Raw genomic sequence first — 14994 nt, 5'->3', positions numbered from 1 at the left:
AGGTACATGGTATGAAGAAAGTAGAAAGTTTTTATTATCAGCCAGATTTTTTAAATAACATGATCAGCTGGTCATGGACTCTAATGATTCTGATTGTAGGTATTATTTTCTGGTTAGAAGTAACAACATTTAATTGGATTACGGCGACTTTTTTTGCATTGTTTATTGTAGTAATCAGTGTACAAACTGTCAGTCGAACCGTTGAAATAATTGGTTCTGAGCTGATTATTAATCGGGTAATCAAAAGTAATTTCACAATTTTAAGCATTAGTAAAATTAAAAATGTAACGCAAAGCAAAATGTCACTAAGTTTTGACTATGGCAATAAAAGATATAAACTATTAATGAGTCGTAAGTCATCAGATAAATTATTTAAAGCTTTGACAAAAAAGGGGTAGAAGATTAATGAATGATATTGAAATTTCCCAGAATGCTGAAATGTTACCAATTCAAACAATTGCTAAACAAGCCGGATTTGATGAAAAGGTAGTCGAACCTTATGGTCATTACAAGGCCAAAATTGATATTTTTTCCGAGAAACCAAATACGCAACTTGGAAAATTGGTTCTGGTCACCTCGATTAATCCAACGCCCGCTGGAGAAGGTAAATCGACCGTAACCGTTGGATTAGGTGATGCTTTAAATGACTTGACGGGGTCAGCAATGATTGCCTTACGTGAACCCTCCCAAGGTCCCGTTATGGGTATGAAAGGTGGTGCCACCGGCGGAGGTTACTCCCAAGTAATTCCGATGGACGACATCAATTTGCATTTTACTGGTGATATGCATGCTTTGACTGCAGCTAATAATACTTTAGCAGCTTTGATTGACAATCATCTTCAGCAAGGAAATGAACTCAATATCGATCCTCGAACCATCGTTTGGCGTCGCTGTTTAGACATTAATGACCGCGCACTACGTAATATAGTTATTGGATTGGGAGGGCGCTTTAGTGGTGTGCCTCGAGAAGATAAATTTGACATTACCGTAGCCAGCGAACTAATGGCTATCTTGTGCCTAGCCCAAGATTTAAAGGATTTAAAGGAACGGATTAACCGTATTTTGATTGCTAATAACTATGATGGTCAACCCATCTTTGTTAAAGACCTACACGTTGGTGGCGCCATTGCTACGTTGCTAAAAGATGCGATTAAGCCTAATTTAGTGCAAACCCTTGGTCATACTCCCGCCATAATTCATGGTGGACCTTTTGCTAATATTGCTCATGGGTGCAACAGTGTTTTAGCCACGAAAACTGCTTTACGACATGCAAAATATACTGTAACTGAAGCTGGTTTTGGAGCTGATTTGGGAGCTGAAAAATTCCTCGATATCAAAACCCCTGTCCTGGGAAAGCAACCTGATGCAATTGTAATTGTGGCAACGGTACGAGCCTTAAAATACAATGGCGGAGCTAAACTAGCTGATTTAAAAATTGAAGATGTGGAAGCTCTCCAGAAAGGTTACATTAATTTACAACGTCATATCAAAAATATGCAACGTTATAACATCCCTGTAACTGTTTCAATTAATCATTTTATTAGTGATACAGACCAAGAGGTTAACACGCTAGTTAAGTTGATTGAAGCGGAAGGTATATCTGCAATTGTTACCGATGCGTGGGCCAAGGGTGGTGCAGGTTCTAAAGATTTAGCCAATGAAGTGATTGCCTTGGCTGATACTAATCAGGGACCAATGACTAAGTTATACGATAACAATGGCCGAATCGAAGACAAAATTAAAACAATTGTTCAAAAAATATATGGTGGTAGTGATGTAGAATATTCACCACAAGCACTTAAGAAAATTAAAGAATGTGTAGCAAATGGTTGGGATCATCTCCCAATTTGTATGGCAAAATCCCAGTATTCATTTTCAGATGATCCTAAACAGTTAGGAGCACCAAGTGACTTTGTTATGCATGTTAACGATATTAACATTCGACTAGGAGCAGGATTCTTAGTCGTTCAAACTGGTAAGGTGCTTACTATGCCAGGACTTCCCAAGCATCCTGCCGCATTAGATATCGACATCGATAGTAAAGGAGAAATTACCGGATTATTCTAGTAATTAAAGTTTTATGAAATGGTTTAGTTATATAGTTGGTTTATTACTTTTAGTAATTGATCAGCTGGTAAAAAGCGCTGTTAGTAATCAGATTGCTTTAGGAACTGTTAAAAGTTTTATTCCAGGAGTATTGTCCTTAACCAATTTACGTAATGATGGTGCCGCTTGGAGTATTTTATCAGGAAATCAGATATTTTTTTATCTAATCACCGTAGTAGCTTTAGTCGTATTAATCTATTTACTAGTTACACAGCGCCAGCACTTATTATATCAATGGGGATTAACCCTCATGATTACAGGAACCTTGGGTAATTTTATTGACCGCATTCGTTTAAAATACGTTGTTGATATGTTTCAAATTGACTTTTTCAATTTTCCAATTTTTAACATTGCTGATATGTGCTTAACTTTTGGTGTCATCATATTATTCATTGCCATTATTCGCGACGAAAGAATTGAGGGGTAGTTAGAGTTTATGGAACAATTTTCATTTGTGGTTTCAGATCAAGAAAGTGGGCGTTTGGATAAAGTAGTTACCAATCATTATCCAGATTTAACACGGTCAAAAATCCAAAATTTAATTAAACAAGAGCAAATTTTAGTAAATCAAGCACCAACCACCAATCGGTATAAAGTTTCAGAAAATGATGTAATTGACGTTACTTTACCTGATCCAGTCGAAGTTAGTGTAAAACCCGAAAAAATGAATTTAGATATTGTGTTTGAAGATGATGACGTAATTGTCGTTAATAAGCCGCAAGGTATGGTAGTACATCCTGCTCCGGGACATGAAAATGGCACATTAGTAAATGGTTTATTAGACCATGCACCATTAGCAACGGTTAACGGAGAGCTACGCCCAGGAATTGTTCATCGTATCGATAAAGACACTTCGGGCCTATTGATGGTTGCTAAAAATGATCAAGCAATGCTGAGCTTAAGTGCGCAGTTGAAAGCTAAAACGAACCAACGAAAGTATTTAGCAATCGTACATGGCAATTTCAAGGAAGAAGCTGGCACAATCAATGCTCCAATCGGTAGGTCTAAAAAAGATCGCAAAAAAATGGCTATTGTTGAAGATGGTCGTCCAGCCGTAACTCATTTTAAGGTTTTAGAACGTTTTACGGACTATACTTTAATTGAATGTGAGTTGGAAACCGGGCGCACTCATCAAATTAGAGTTCATCTTAAATATATTGGTCATCCGGTAGCGGGGGACCCACTTTATGGCCCTCGAAATACCTTAAAAGGTAATGGTCAATTCTTACATGCCAAGTTATTAGGATTTAAACATCCTCGTACAGGTGAAGAACTAGTATTTGAAGTTGATCCACCACAAATTTTTCAAGATACACTTAGTAAGCTTAGAGGAATTTAAAAAAGAGTTATAACAAAGATTGATATTTACCAATGTGTCTTTTGTTATAACTCTTTTTTCTATATACTTATAAAATAATGTTAGATTAAGGTTAGGAGTTCCAATTACTGATATAATTGAATTAGTGAGTTTTTGAAAGAAGAAGGAGGACTTGGCGAGTATGGAAAAAGAAATTATGGATGCCATGGCAATGAAAAGGGCTTTAACAAGAATTACTTATGAAATTATCGAACGTAATAAAGGGGTCGAAGACATCGTATTGATTGGTATAAAAACGCGTGGTGTTTTTATTGCTAAGCGAATTGCTGAACGTCTGAAACAACTTGAAAATTTTGACATTCCAGTTGGTGAATTGGATATAGCTGAATACCGTGATGATCAACGTAATTCAGCTGAACCACGTTCAACTAAAGCTAATTCTAGTCTTGCTAAACTTGATTTAAAGGATCGAAAAGTGATTTTGATTGATGATGTTCTCTATACTGGACGAACAATCCGCGCTGCTATGGACGCAATTATGGATATTAACCGTCCAGCTCAAATTAGTTTAGCGGTTCTTGTCGATCGTGGACATCGGGAATTACCAATTCGTGCTGATTTTGTGGGTAAGAATATTCCAACAGCACAAAACGAGAAAATTAACGTTTTTGTCCGCGAAATTGATGATGAAGACGTTGTTCTCTTAGAAAATTAACATGATTTAACTGTGGAGGTGGCTATTATGGCAGACCGATATTTAATATTAGAAGACGGTTCCGTTTTTAAGGGTAAAGCATTCGGATCGCGAGCAACCACCTTTGGCGAAGTTGTTTTTACTACCGTAATGACTGGATATCAACAAGTCATTACCAATCAAATTTATCATAATCAGATTATTGTTTTCTCTGAACCCACAATTGGTGCTGTAGGAATTGATCGGGCGAGCTATGAATCGGTTGATCCCACTTGTAAAGGCGTCATTGTTAGAGATGTAGCTGCGGTTTCCATTAATCGACGTCGCCGCTTATCTTTAGATGAATACTTAAAACGGCAAAACATTCCAGGAATTTCTGGAATTGACACCCGTGCTCTGATTAAAAAATTACGTTCAACCGGAACCATTAAAGGCAGTATTATAGATCCTGTTAAGGATTTGGAACATGCTTTCGATCAGCTAAGAGCTATTGTTTTAACTAATCAACAGGTTAATCAAGTATCTACTCCCAAAGCCTTTCCAAATCCAGGAAATGGCAAAAATGTGGTAGTCGTTGATTTAGGGCTTAAATACGGAATTCTTCGGCAACTCAGCCAGCGGGATTGTAATGTAACAGTTCTGGGGTATTCAGCTACTGCAGATAGTATTTTTAGTTTAGATCCTGATGGTGTTATTATTTCGACCGGTCCGGGGAATCCGCGCGATTTGCCCCCAGAAGTGATTGAGATGATTCAGATTGTTGAGCGTAATATCCCGTTATTTGCGATTGGATTGGGACATGAAGCTTTTGCAATTGCGAATGGCTGTGAAATTATGGAATTATCATCTGAACACCATGGTTCTAATCATCCAATTCTATCTGTTATCACAGATGAAATTATGTACGCCTCACATGGACAAGGATTTACGGTAGACCCTAATTCTGTAGATCGTAATGATTTAATCGTAACGCATTACGATTTAATTGATCACTCCGTGCAAGGACTACGTCACCGAGATTTTCCAGCTTTCAGTGTTCAATTCTTTCCAGATAGTTCTCCTGGTCCAACGGAAGCTACCGAATTGTTTGATGAATTTATGGAAATGATGACAAGAGGGGGTCGTTGATTTGGCAAGATCGCGTGCTAAAAATATTTTGATTATTGGAGCAGGGCCAACACAAATCGGACGTGATACCGAAAGTGAAGCGGCCGCCGTTCAAATAATCAAAAATTTTGCTGAAACTGATCGTAATTTATTTTATGTCACTAGTGATGCAAATTCAGTGATTCCTCGTTTAGATGTTGATGTTAAATTTATTGAAGCCGAATTAACGGTTAACAGCCTGATCCAAATTTTACGAGAAAATGAAATAGATGTTATTTTGCCAGTGGCTGGAAATACAGTTGCTTTGCAGCTTTCTGAACAACTAAATGAATCAGGTATTTTAAAAGAACTCAACGTCCGTACCATGGGGGTAACAACCACTACTATTCATAATATTAACAACCCTGAGTTGATGAACCGCGTTCTTAAACATATTAAAGAACCAACTATTCCTACTACGGTTGTTGAAAATGTGACAGATGCGTTAAGATTTGCGAAAAGGGTTGGATTCCCGGTTTTGATTAAGCCCATTGCATCTTTAACTAAAACTAACCGGATTAAGTGTGATAATGAACATCAACTAATGGAGATGCTTGAATCGGCATTCAAGGTTTCTATTACTAATCAAGTTGCTGTTGAAAAAAGTGTAGTTGGCTATAAAGAAATTGAAATGATTGTCATTCGTGACGCTGAAGGATCAAAGCTTTTAATTAACGGGGGCGAAAACTTTAATCCAATTGGCGTTCACTCTGGAGATTCCATTATTTTTAGTCCCACCCAAACACTAACTGACGTCGAATTTCAATCGCTGCGGACGGCTGCTCTAAAGATAGCTGAAATCTTGAAAATAAAGGGAGTTTGCCACGTTCAATTTGCCTTGGATCCAACGGATGGCAAGCATTTTATCACCCGGATCAATCCCTTTTTCGATCGATCATCGGCATTTGCTGCTAGGGCAACTGGTTATCCCATTGCCAATGTAGTTGCCAAGATCTTAATGGGACAAAACTTACGTGAAATTAAACTTTCGGGAGTTCAACGCCATGATTCATTAGCATTGATTGAACCCGTGATGGATCACATTGCAGTCCGCTTTCCAACTTGGTCTTTTGCCAGCTTTAAAAATGCTAACCAACAACTTAATACCCGAATGAAATCGACGGGTTCGGTAATGGCCTTTGGGCGTAGTGCAGAAGAAGCTTTACAAAAGGCGATTCGTTCAGTTGATTCAACTACGGCAGCCGAACAAGCAGCCTTAGATGAATCCCAGCTAAGTGAAGCGCAATTAATTAACGTTTTGATACATCCTCGTGCTGGAGAAGTTTATTACTTGTTAGAAGCAATCCGTCGGGGATACACCGTTGATGAGCTGGCTAAGATGACGCATATTGACGCTTTCTATTTCTATAAGTTACGTCATTTAGTTAAACTAGAGCGACGACTTAGAGATAATCGTTTTGACATGGCAGCCTTACAAGAAGCCAAGTATTTCGGCTTTGGTGATACGCAAATTGCCCATCTTTGGCAGGTGAGATCTGATGAAGTCCGCGATTTTCGTATTAAAAAAGCTCATGTATTTGCGACCTATAAGGGTGTGGAACCAACTGCTGGAGAATTTCCTTACCTAACTAATACTTACTATTCTACTTTTGAGGATGAGGATGAAGCTGTTCGAACAACTGGTAAAAAGATTCTTGTTCTCGGAACAGCTAACAGCCAAGTTGGTACTAATAGTGCAGCTGAATATACAACTTTTCAGACAATTCAACGTTGTCAGAAATTAGGGTACAAGGTTATTTTGATTAACAATAATCCGAATGCGTTAACTTTAATTCCTGATTTAGCGGATAAAATCTATTTAGAACCACTAACCGTTGAGAATTGCCTGAATATTATTCATCAAGAAAAACCTGATAAAATCATCGCCCAAGGAAAATGGGAAATTGTTACCCAATTAGTCTTGCGGAATGTTCAGGTGGAACAGCTTCCTGTTAGTCGAACTACTCGATCAGAAAATATCGAGGCCGATTACATGGGTGTTATCAGTTCCATCAATGGTTCTATCAACTTATTTGGCGTTGTTGGTATTGATGAAGATAATATGTTTATTCCAATTGAAGTTTCGGAAGCATTAAAAGTTAAAGTAGATCCGTTAATTAAAAATGCAAACCAGCATATTACTAATAATGGTATTTATTCAGTTATTATTAAGGAAAATATGCATCAGCTTCAAATTGTAAGTGTTGTGCCTTTAGCGGTGCAAGATTTACCATTCTTATCATTTGCTTTTGATCAAGATTTTGCTGGTATAATCACGGAGATTACCTTGAATGGATCAAGTAAAATCGAAAATCATCCGATAATCCAAGGTGATTATCGCTATTCACATGTTTATCCTTACACTCAATTTGGTCTTAAGAAACCGCAAAATCCACCATTCTCCTTAGCAATTGGTGCTGAATTTCAGTCTATAAAATAAAAAAACCACTTTATGAAAATTTTATTTCATAAAGTGGTTTTCGCGTTTTAAAAGTACCTAAATCATAAATGGACGAATCGCCTCTAAACTAGGTGTAACTTTGATAGTTTTTTGTCCTTCGTAAATTACAAAACCAGGTTTAGAACCATTAGGTTTACGAATATTACGGACTTGAACGTAGTCAACAGCTACATTAGCAGAACTACGAGCCTTAGAATAGTAGGCGGCGATTGTGGCAGCTTCCTCGATGGTTTTTTCTGAAGGTTGATTACTTTCAATGATTACGTGAGAACCTGGAATATCTTTTGCATGTAACCAGTAGAAATCTTTTTTAGCCGTCTTCATGGTTAACCGATCATTTTGAGTATCATTTTTACCGACTAGAATGGTTGTATGGTCACTAGCTTCAAATCGTTCCGGCTTACTCTTAGTTGGTTTAATCCGTTTTTTAGGGTTAACTTGCTTTTTAAGGTAACCTTCATTTTCCAATTCTAATTTAATATCATCTAAGTCTTCCGGCTTGGCTAAGTCAATTTGAGTTTCAATGTTATCTAAGAAATTAATTTCACTTTCAGTTTTAGCAATTTGCTCAGAAACGTACTTCACTGCATTCTTCTCTTTTTGATACTTCGTAAAGTATTTTTGAGCGTTTTTGGAAGGGGACAATTGATTTGATAAACTGATTTTAATTAACTTATTTTCATCATAGAAGTTAGGTAACTCAATCTCAGTCATACCTCGTTCAATCTGGTGTAAATAGGTTGTTAGAATTTCACCTTTAACACGATAAGTATCTGCAAGCTTGGTTTGATTCATAGTTTGTTGTAATTTTTTTAGCTTTTTTCGATTCTTTTTCAGCTCATTACGAACTACTCGAATTAAAACGTGCCCCCGTTGTTGAACACGATCGCGTTGAACCTTTTCATAATAATATTGATCTAATGTTTCTGAAAGACTAGCATATTGGTGAACGTCATTTTCGTTAACATCTAATTGAGGTTTAACGGCTGCAAAAGTAAGCTTTCCGGCTTTGTTATCATAAATAAAACCAGTAGGTTGATCAAACTTGGCTAAGTAATCCTGAATGGTTTTTAAGGAATCTTTAGCGTTAACCATCTCATAGGCGAGTTCTAAGGCTGTTTCCTTACCAAAGCCCTGGAAGGTTGTTCGAATAGCTTGTGCAAGTACCTCATAATTAGGGTATTTATTTTGTAATTCCATCATCTTTTCAGCGTCAGCTACAAAAGGGTTGAGTAAATCTTGGGCTGGTGGAGTCAGATATTGGGCTCCTGGTACCAACATTCGATAACGATTTTGATCAGAAGAAATATGTTTAATCGTGTCAATAATCTTGCCAGTTGTTGACGAGTGGAGAACAATATTGCTTCGTCGTCCCATAATTTCAACGGATAAAATCAAATCTTCTTCATCACCAATATCGTTACGGTGAGCAAAATGAAGATTAATGATTCGATCATTTTCAACTTGTGTGATGTCCTTTAGAATAGCGCCATCAAGATGTTTTCTAAGACTCATAACAAAGTTACTAGGCGTAGAAGGGTTGGTTAAGGTTTGTTCCGTAATTTGCGCTCTGGCGTAATTAGGGTGAGAAGATAATAATAATGCTTTGTTCTTACGATTTACTCGAATCGTAAGAACAAGTTCGCCTTGATAAGGTTGGTAGATTTTAGCTACCCGACCAGTTTTTAGTGTGTTCACTAATTCTTTTACCATGGCATGGGTAAATAATCCGTCAAAAGCCATATTTTATCAGTCCATTCTATATTAAAGTGAGATACCTAAGTATAACGTTAAAAAATAATTGTTGCAAAAATACTTATATTTGTACCATACAAGTATTTTTGTTGTATAATACAAATATAGGTTTGATTAAAGGAGTGTTATTAAAATGATTGGTAATTTAGAAGCTTTGGAGGTCATCAATCGACAAAGATATAACTTTTTGAAGAGCACTTGTATGGAAAATGGTGGGACGATTGCAGACTGGAAAATTACTAATTTTTTAAAAGATGATCTATTATCGGTTCAAGATTTTGTTGATAAAAGTGGTTTAGATATCTCAACACTCAGTCGCCAAGTAAAGCGTGCCGTAGAGAAAAAATTAATATCTCGAAATAAAATTGAAGCGGATCATCGTCGAACGCTGTTTAAAATTACCGAAAAAGGTTGTCTTTTAAAAGATGAGGTTAATCGCCAATTAGATATTTATGATCAAAAACTATTTGAAAATTGGTCAAAAGAAGAGTTGTCGATGTTCAATATTTTGATTAATCGAGTTTTGAAAAATGCCTTAAAATAGTAGTAATTAGTCCGTTATAGACGAGAAATTGAGACTGATTTATGTTATAGTATTTGTTATTGATTTAAAATGAAGTGGGTGTACTAATGAAAACAGCTATTGTTACTGATAGTACTTGTTATTTAACTGATCAAGAAATTGCAGACAACAATATAACCGTTGTACCAATACCAGTAATTATCGACGGCAAAATCTATAAAGAAGGCGTTGATATTACTACAGAGGAGTTTTATGAACGTTTACGGACTTCTCAATCCTTTCCAAGTACTTCTCAACCACCATTGGGTGAAATGATTGAATTATATGAAAATTTAGCTAAGGCTGGATACGATACGATTATCAGTATTCATCTGTCCAGCACGATTTCAGGCTTCGTTTCAAGTCTAAAGAGTCTTGAGGGTACCATCGAAGGCGTTAATCTGGTTGTTTATGATTCACAAATCACTATTCGCTTAATGGGAATTCTAGCCTTAGAGGCTGCTAGATTAGCTCGTGAAGGAAAAGATGTTGATACCATTTTAGAACGTTTGGACTATGTCCGTTCGACCTTCGGAGAATATTTTGTTGTTGATGATTTACAAAATCTCGTTCGTGGTGGTCGACTTTCTAATGCTTCTGCTTTTGTTGGAAGTTTATTGAAAATCAAACCAATTCTAACTTTTAATGATGCGCATGAAATTGTGGCCTTTGAAAAAGTACGTTCTCGTAAAAAAGCGATCGCCCGCGTTGAAAAACTTTTTGATGAAGCTTACCGCTCGGCTGAGTATCCTCTACGGGCATTTGTTATTCATGGTAATGATGAAAAATCAGCCTTGAAATGGAAGGCTAGCTTAGAGGAAAAATATCCTCAATTGCCAATTGATATTTCTTATTTTGGTCCTGTGATTGGAACCCATTTGGGTGAAAAAGCGATCGCTCTAATTTGGGTAATTGATTATACAAAGGCATAAATCTGCATTCCTAGATAAACAAGTATGATTCCAAATCCTAAACTTGCACAACTGTAAAGTAGTGCAAGTTTTTTTGTTGTCTTATCTTGTCCTAGAGTGACTATTTCGTTAGCAAAGGTAGAGAACGTCGAAAGCCCTCCGAGAAAACCACTTATTAATAACAATTTAAGCTTAGAATCGTGAATAGTAACGGTTAAGAAGCCAATCAAAAAACAAGCAATCATATTTACAATAAAAGTTGACCAAGGAAAGGCGTGTTTTTTAAATGTTTGGTTTAAGTGCGTAGTTATAAAAAGACGAGCAACAGCACCAAGGGCCGTACCCATACCAACATAAACTAGAATCATGAAATATCACCAATCCTTTCGATAATGTTTGAGTAGTTTACCACCCAGAAATTGTCCGAAATTGGCTAAAATTAAGGATAGAATAACGGATGTAAGCAAAAAAATAATCATCGTCCTAAAATGTGCTACAGTAAGTTGATTTAATAGTGCTAATTCAAAAGTGGAGAAGGTCGTGAAGCCACCCATCAATCCCGTAGTTAATCCTACGTTAATAGTATCTGAGGTATCTAACAAGGTTAATAGCCCGCCTGTTAGTATTCCTAGGAGCAAGGCTCCAAGAACATTAATAAGAATTAGTGATAATGGAAAAGAGGGGAATCGAGCATCAAAATATAACTGGAGTAGATACCGTAAGATTCCTCCAATCGCGCCAAAAATTGCAACGCTTAATGATCTATTTAACAATGGTTATCAGCCTTTCTAATTTAATTTTTGATTTTCCATCTAAATTTAATAAGTTATCCATAATTATCTTGTTTAAGATTTCAGTATTATTACATTTAGGAAGTGACGTTAATATAGTGTTTGCAGTTATGCTAAACTGTTTTTAGCAGTTTAAATTAAAAGGAGCTACTTTAATGTCAACATTAATGTTTGTACATGTTATATTATGGATTTTAATTGGATTAATTTGTACATATGGAATTACAATTGATCAATTTCACCAAACACTGATTGCACAGTATTGTGCAAGAATATTGGATATCGCACTTATTATAACGGGATTAGTGAATGTTGTTCATACAGTTGCAATGTCACCATTGCTAGTCTGGATTCAATTTATTCTAGAAATTATCACAATCGGACTACTTGATTTTACACTTATTAGCAAAAGAAATAAAAAGAATGTTAAACCTAAGTCTATAATGCTATTTGTTTTAGTTTTTGCTGTTACTACTATTTTAGGTACTGTAATTCAATATTTGTTTGGTTAATCTAAAATAAAAGCCTTCTTAAACCAGTTTTAAATCTGGTTTAAGAAGGCTTTTTTGATAAATAAGATATAAAACTACCTAAGAAATATGTTGGTGATTAATTAACAAATGAGAGGAGGAGAGATATAAAAATGGTTACTTTGTATTTTTCTTATTCTAGTTTACATAATATATATTATACAAAGTAGTTAGATTTATTAATCATAGCTGTACAGCTTCAGTTTGGGATCAAGCTTATCCAACAATCATGTGTCTATCATTAATATCTTAACTTTTAACAAAGTTTGCTCAAATAAAATTAAAAAAGCTTTTAGTTTTTTTTCACTAAAAGCTTTTTTAAAGTATCAATTAATGTGAAACGCCAAATAAATTAACTAAAATAACACCCAGAGTTATAAATAATATTCCAAGTACTGTTGGTACATTAATGGGATTATGAAATACAAAAACAGATATAACTGTCATTAATATAATTCCCACTCCGCTCCAAATTGCATAAGCTATGTTTATTGGTATATTTTTAACGACCAAAGATAAAAAATAAAATGCAAAACCATACGATAGCAAAGAAATCAGTGTTGGCAATAGTTTAGTAAAACCGTTGGTAAGTTTCAAAAAATTAGTACCTAATAATTCAGCGACAATCGCTACTAACAAATAAACATATCCATTCATAATAAAAACTCCTTTTCAAATAGGTTGCTAGTAACATTCAAACTAACAACTTATCATTACCAAAGAGTCTCCCAGGCTGCTATAAAAAAAGAAGTCGTATCCATATATACAAAGTCCTCTTAAAAAGATTATTAAATCTAACTAATTTCTAACTAATTATAGTAACAAACAAAAATTTTTTCAAATGATGAAACAACGACTAAAAATTCCATTGAGGCTACTAATTAAAATATTCATTTTCTAGTATTTATTCATTGTTTAATGAATAAATACATTTTAGAGTTCGATTAAAGGATTACTTAACATCGTTTCTAAAAATTTGCCTATGTAAATTGTCAATTAAAACCTAGTCTTTAGCATATCTAAGTCCTTATTTCAGTACAAAACACCCTATATAATTAAATTATGATTTAAGTACAATTAGATTTTAATGATACATAAATGATTCACCTATACTTCTGCTATAATATTATTCATATGTAATTTGTTTTTATTCATAAATATAGTTAGGGGTAGATTCACTATGGGTGAACAAAAGAAAAAACTATCGCTTGGCGCTTTAGTTTTGATGATTTTTACAACCATTTTTGGTTTTGGTAATACTCCAACAGCCTTCCAACAAATGGGTTACGGAGCTATCTTTTGGTACATTGTCGGTGCTATTTTATTCTTTATTCCAGCAGGTTTGATGTTTGCTGAATATGGTTCCACTTTCAAGGAAGCAAAAGGTGGGATTTATTCTTGGTTAGAAGGTTCAATTGGTGAAAAATGGGCCTTTATCGCAACCTTCATGTGGTTAGCTTCATGGCTAATCTGGATGGTTATGATTGCTCAAAAGATTTGGATTACACTAGCCACAATCATTTCTGGTCATGACACAACTGGTAGTTGGTCATTTCTTGGACTTAACTCAACTTTAACAGTTGGACTGCTTGCCATTCTATGGATGGTGTTTGTTACTTGGGCAACAACTCGTGGAATCAATACTTTGGCTAAAGTGTCTTCCCTTGGTGGTATTGCTGTAATGGTTATGAATGTTATCTTGCTTCTCGCAAGTGCCTTCATTTTAATCGCTAACCATGGTCACCTTGCCCAACCTATTCACCATTTGAGTGATTTTGCTACTTCGCCTAGCGCACAGTTCCAATCACCAATCGCTTTAATTTCATTTGTTATCTATGCAATCTTTGCTTATGGTGGTTTGGAATCCATTGGTGGTGTTACTGATAGTTTGGATAAGCCAGAAAAAACTTTCCCTAAAGGAATTATGATCGGTGGTGTGGTTATCGCCGTGGGTTATTCTTTAGCAATCTTCCTTTGGGGCGTTTCTGCTAACTGGAACACAGTTATTCTTGCTCAAAAAGCTAACCTGGGTAACATTACTTATGTGATGATGCAAAACCTTGGTTTGGAATTAGGTAAAGCCATGGGTATGAGCCCAGCTGCTGCTGCAATCATGGGAACTACCTTCTCAAGATTTGCGGGTGTTGGGATGTTATTTGCTTATGTTGGTTCATTCTTCGTTCTTAGTTACTCACCATTGAAGTCCTTTATCATGGGTTCTCCTAAAGAACTATGGCCAAAGAAGATGACTGAGTTAAACAAGAATGGTATGCCTGCCAATTCAATGTGGCTACAAGCTATCGTTGTTATTGTATTTATCGCAGGTATTTCAATTTTAGCTTCAATTACTCACAAAGAAGCTACTTTCTTCTACAACGTACTTACTTCAATGAGTAACGTATCTACAACTTTACCTTACTTATTCTTAGTTGGTGCCTTTCCATTCTTCAAGGCTAGAGAAGGACTTGATCGACCTTTCGAAGTTTATCGTAGTCGTCCTTGGATGTTAACGATTGTTACAGTTGTACTTCTAACTGTCGGAATTGGTGTGGTATTTACTGCTATCTCACCATTCATTTCTGGTGATTTGTTCACAGGTTTCTGGACAGTTGCTGGTCCTGTATTCTTTGCTATTATTGCTTGGATCTTCTTGGTTAGAAGAGAAAAAAATAAAAATATTTAATTAAAAACTAAAAGATGAGAGTTCATTTAAAATGAAC

General features: G+C 35.7%; 15 protein-coding genes. 11 read left to right on the top strand and 4 right to left on the bottom strand.

The window, feature by feature from the left end; all coding sequences use genetic code 11:
- The first annotated feature begins 11 nt into the window (after positions 1-11).
- From HFC68_RS01125 to HFC68_RS01095, 7 genes are all read left to right on the top strand, one after another.
- The gene (locus HFC68_RS01125; protein ID WP_011673356.1) at positions 12-398 is read left to right on the top strand and encodes an EbsA family protein; all 387 of its coding nucleotides are present in this window, start codon (positions 12-14) and stop codon (positions 396-398) included.
- A 7-nt stretch (positions 399-405) separates the two neighbouring features.
- The gene (locus HFC68_RS01120; RefSeq protein ID WP_011673357.1) at positions 406-2067 is read left to right on the top strand and encodes a formate--tetrahydrofolate ligase; all 1662 of its coding nucleotides are present in this window, start codon (positions 406-408) and stop codon (positions 2065-2067) included.
- Positions 2068-2080: 13 nt separating this feature from the next.
- Positions 2081-2533, top strand: coding sequence for a signal peptidase II (gene lspA, locus HFC68_RS01115; protein WP_011673358.1), 453 nt, complete (start codon positions 2081-2083; stop codon positions 2531-2533).
- Positions 2534-2542: 9 nt separating this feature from the next.
- Positions 2543-3445 carry an RluA family pseudouridine synthase gene (locus tag HFC68_RS01110; protein ID WP_011673359.1) on the top strand — a complete coding sequence of 301 codons (903 nt, stop codon included), beginning with the start codon at positions 2543-2545 and terminating at the stop codon, positions 3443-3445.
- 160 nt (positions 3446-3605) lie between these two features.
- Complete coding sequence (gene pyrR / locus HFC68_RS01105; protein WP_002833058.1) at positions 3606-4139, top strand: bifunctional pyr operon transcriptional regulator/uracil phosphoribosyltransferase PyrR; 534 nt, start codon at positions 3606-3608, stop codon at positions 4137-4139.
- A 27-nt stretch (positions 4140-4166) separates the two neighbouring features.
- Entirely contained in the window at positions 4167-5246 is a 1080-nt protein-coding gene (locus HFC68_RS01100; protein WP_002833059.1) for a carbamoyl phosphate synthase small subunit, read from the top strand.
- 1 nt (position 5247) lies between these two features.
- Positions 5248-7704 (top strand): ATP-grasp domain-containing protein, encoded by a 2457-nt coding sequence (locus HFC68_RS01095; protein ID WP_011673360.1) that lies wholly within the window; start codon positions 5248-5250, stop codon positions 7702-7704.
- Positions 7705-7761: 57 nt separating this feature from the next.
- On the opposite strand, the gene HFC68_RS01090 is transcribed toward HFC68_RS01095, so the two are convergent.
- Positions 7762-9468: an NFACT RNA binding domain-containing protein gene (locus HFC68_RS01090; RefSeq protein ID WP_167399573.1), complete on the bottom strand. Its 1707-nt coding sequence runs from the start codon at positions 9466-9468 to the stop codon at positions 7762-7764.
- Positions 9469-9613: 145 nt separating this feature from the next.
- Here HFC68_RS01090 and HFC68_RS01085 point away from each other — a divergent pair, with 145 nt between their 5' ends.
- Both HFC68_RS01085 and HFC68_RS01080 read left to right on the top strand, forming a co-directional pair.
- Complete coding sequence (locus HFC68_RS01085) at positions 9614-10024, top strand: MarR family winged helix-turn-helix transcriptional regulator (protein WP_167399572.1); 411 nt, start codon at positions 9614-9616, stop codon at positions 10022-10024.
- Between the two features lie 86 nt (positions 10025-10110).
- Positions 10111-10974 (top strand): DegV family protein, encoded by an 864-nt coding sequence (locus tag HFC68_RS01080; protein ID WP_011673363.1) that lies wholly within the window; start codon positions 10111-10113, stop codon positions 10972-10974.
- Here the strand turns inward: HFC68_RS01080 and HFC68_RS01075 are convergent.
- Positions 10959-11321 (bottom strand): CrcB family protein, encoded by a 363-nt coding sequence (locus HFC68_RS01075; protein ID WP_002833064.1) that lies wholly within the window; start codon positions 11319-11321, stop codon positions 10959-10961. The genes HFC68_RS01080 and HFC68_RS01075 overlap by 16 nt on opposite strands.
- A gap of 6 nt (positions 11322-11327) precedes the next feature.
- Positions 11328-11726, bottom strand: a complete 399-nt coding sequence (locus tag HFC68_RS01070) for a CrcB family protein (protein WP_023440359.1) — start codon at positions 11724-11726, stop codon at positions 11328-11330.
- Positions 11727-11899: 173 nt separating this feature from the next.
- On the opposite strand from HFC68_RS01070, the gene HFC68_RS01065 reads away from it, so the two are divergent.
- The gene (locus HFC68_RS01065; RefSeq protein ID WP_011673364.1) at positions 11900-12256 is read left to right on the top strand and encodes a DUF1516 family protein; all 357 of its coding nucleotides are present in this window, start codon (positions 11900-11902) and stop codon (positions 12254-12256) included.
- A gap of 348 nt (positions 12257-12604) precedes the next feature.
- On the opposite strand, the gene HFC68_RS01060 is transcribed toward HFC68_RS01065, so the two are convergent.
- The gene (locus HFC68_RS01060) at positions 12605-12931 is read right to left on the bottom strand and encodes a multidrug efflux SMR transporter (protein ID WP_011673365.1); all 327 of its coding nucleotides are present in this window, start codon (positions 12929-12931) and stop codon (positions 12605-12607) included.
- Between the two features lie 523 nt (positions 12932-13454).
- Between HFC68_RS01060 and yjeM the strand changes: the two genes are divergently transcribed.
- Positions 13455-14957, top strand: a complete 1503-nt coding sequence (gene yjeM / locus HFC68_RS01055) for a glutamate/gamma-aminobutyrate family transporter YjeM (protein WP_011673366.1) — start codon at positions 13455-13457, stop codon at positions 14955-14957.
- Positions 14958-14994 lie beyond the last annotated feature (37 nt).

The organism is Pediococcus sp. EKM201D (assembly GCF_011800215.1).
GTDB classification, from domain to species: Bacteria; Bacillota; Bacilli; order Lactobacillales; family Lactobacillaceae; genus Pediococcus; species Pediococcus pentosaceus.
The sequence above is the reverse complement of the archived record's forward strand: the minus strand, read 5'-3'. Positions and strand labels throughout refer to the sequence as shown.

Excerpts from the sequence above, each read along its gene's own strand:
- HFC68_RS01125 (WP_011673356.1), top strand. The coding sequence starts at position 12 with ATGAAGAAAGTAGAAAGTTTTTATTATCAGCCAGATTTTTTAAATAAC.
- HFC68_RS01120 (WP_011673357.1), top strand. The coding sequence starts at position 406 with ATGAATGATATTGAAATTTCCCAGAATGCTGAAATGTTACCAATTCAA.
- lspA (WP_011673358.1), top strand. The coding sequence starts at position 2,081 with ATGAAATGGTTTAGTTATATAGTTGGTTTATTACTTTTAGTAATTGAT.
- HFC68_RS01110 (WP_011673359.1), top strand. The coding sequence starts at position 2,543 with ATGGAACAATTTTCATTTGTGGTTTCAGATCAAGAAAGTGGGCGTTTG.
- pyrR (WP_002833058.1), top strand. The coding sequence starts at position 3,606 with ATGGAAAAAGAAATTATGGATGCCATGGCAATGAAAAGGGCTTTAACA.
- HFC68_RS01100 (WP_002833059.1), top strand. The coding sequence starts at position 4,167 with ATGGCAGACCGATATTTAATATTAGAAGACGGTTCCGTTTTTAAGGGT.
- HFC68_RS01090 (WP_167399573.1), bottom strand. The coding sequence starts at position 9,468 with ATGGCTTTTGACGGATTATTTACCCATGCCATGGTAAAAGAATTAGTG.
- HFC68_RS01085 (WP_167399572.1), top strand. The coding sequence starts at position 9,614 with ATGATTGGTAATTTAGAAGCTTTGGAGGTCATCAATCGACAAAGATAT.
- HFC68_RS01080 (WP_011673363.1), top strand. The coding sequence starts at position 10,111 with ATGAAAACAGCTATTGTTACTGATAGTACTTGTTATTTAACTGATCAA.
- HFC68_RS01075 (WP_002833064.1), bottom strand. The coding sequence starts at position 11,321 with ATGATTCTAGTTTATGTTGGTATGGGTACGGCCCTTGGTGCTGTTGCT.
- HFC68_RS01065 (WP_011673364.1), top strand. The coding sequence starts at position 11,900 with ATGTCAACATTAATGTTTGTACATGTTATATTATGGATTTTAATTGGA.
- HFC68_RS01060 (WP_011673365.1), bottom strand. The coding sequence starts at position 12,931 with ATGAATGGATATGTTTATTTGTTAGTAGCGATTGTCGCTGAATTATTA.
- yjeM (WP_011673366.1), top strand. The coding sequence starts at position 13,455 with ATGGGTGAACAAAAGAAAAAACTATCGCTTGGCGCTTTAGTTTTGATG.